1 protein-coding gene is annotated in these 1,537 nt (G+C 34.0%); it reads right to left on the bottom strand.

Features of this window, described 5'->3' with window-relative positions; all coding sequences use genetic code 11:
- Nucleotides 1-39: 39 nt before the first annotated feature.
- Nucleotides 40-1,537: cell surface protein SprA (gene sprA, locus JGH11_RS19970; protein WP_201114731.1), on the bottom strand; the 1,498-nt coding region annotated here is incomplete at its 5' end.

Here is a 1,537-nt window from a genome sequence, read left to right as displayed (position 1 = left end):
GTAAAATATTTTCCATAATACAAACTTATAAATATTTTTTTATTGTATAAGTATAAATTTCAGGCTTATACCAAAATTACTATTAGTTGTGGGGTATGCTGACGATGAAATTAACGGTTTATTGAGAATTCGATCATAAAATGCTCTTAAAGTTAAAGATCTGCTCATAGCATAGTCGGCCGATATTTTTATTGTAACAACAGTGGTTCCACTTGTCGCTTGGGTAAAATTCTCTTGAATTTTACGGAGTAATGCTTCTACGGTCTTATGCGAAAGATCCGCTTTAACATTTAAATCATTATTAAATTGTTTCGAATCTTTAGATGTTAGTCCGATCAAACGATTAAATTCATTTATACGATAGCCTATCCCTACAACAAATTCTTTTTGTAAAGACTCGACTATTTGATATGATGCCATATTGAGAGTCAAAGTGCGAGCGTTATTATAGCGAGTATTTATAGACATATTATTATTTAAAACACCTTCTACTCCAAATAACGGATTAAAAACTTCTGATATACCCACAGATGATATATTATATGGGGAAGAAGGTATTGGATTCCCACTCAATACATCGCGTATATAACCCAAATCATCATCTGTTTGTCCACCGGCCTGCAGCCAACTCGAGAAAGAAGTATAATTACTTACCTGATAAAAACAGTTGTATGCATGATTGAGACGAATAGATTTAAATCTTTGCTTTATAAATGCAACATTAGATAATCCATCATAAGATATTGTCCAGTTAGGTAATATAGACAATAAAGAAGGAAAAGCTGTCAAAGAAATATTGTCAACATCACGACCTGTATATGCTGCAATAAAAGCAGGTATAAGCACATCCGCAGAATTAATATCAACAGCGCCATAATTAGGATTGTAGCGATCGCCCTGATGTAAAAAACCACCTTCGGACAAGAAACCTCCTACCGGATAATTAGTATTTCTATATTTAGTTTCCAATCTATTTTTTACAATAGTCCTATTCTTTAGAAAGTCATTAAAAGCTTTCGAATAATAATTATTTTTAGCATTACTACTCTTTAATGCTGAACTTAATGCAATTGTAGTCATAGAAAAGTTTCCACCCAGATTCCGTGTTGTGTTTGGGGTATCACCATCTAATAACATATATTGAACTTCTGTTCTTCTATTATTCTCATGATTAGCATTCAACTCTATCTTGAAATCTTTAAAAGGCTCTATCTGCGCTCTAAATTCAAATTTCTCCGCATTGTTAAATACTGAAGGAGAAACATTCAACTCATTTCCTACCAACCAACCTCTATCTATAGACTTCTCAATAAAATCATTACCTCCTTCGAGCCCAAAAGCAAATCCTAATCCCGGAACCATCCCATATTCCGATCCTTTTTGACCAAAAACATCCCCTATTCCGGGTCTAAAACCTGACACATAGGTTTCGTTGCGACGCGAATAGTTAAAACCAAGTGTCCGTACAGACATTAGCCCTCTGGCTGAATAGTCAGCTATATCTTTCAATATTCTCGATCCCCCAGAATCCTTATAT

The sequence above is a fragment of the Dysgonomonas sp. Marseille-P4677 genome (assembly GCF_016652235.1).
GTDB lineage: Bacteria > Bacteroidota > Bacteroidia > Bacteroidales > Dysgonomonadaceae > Dysgonomonas.
This window is presented reverse-complemented; position numbering and strand designations above follow the sequence as displayed.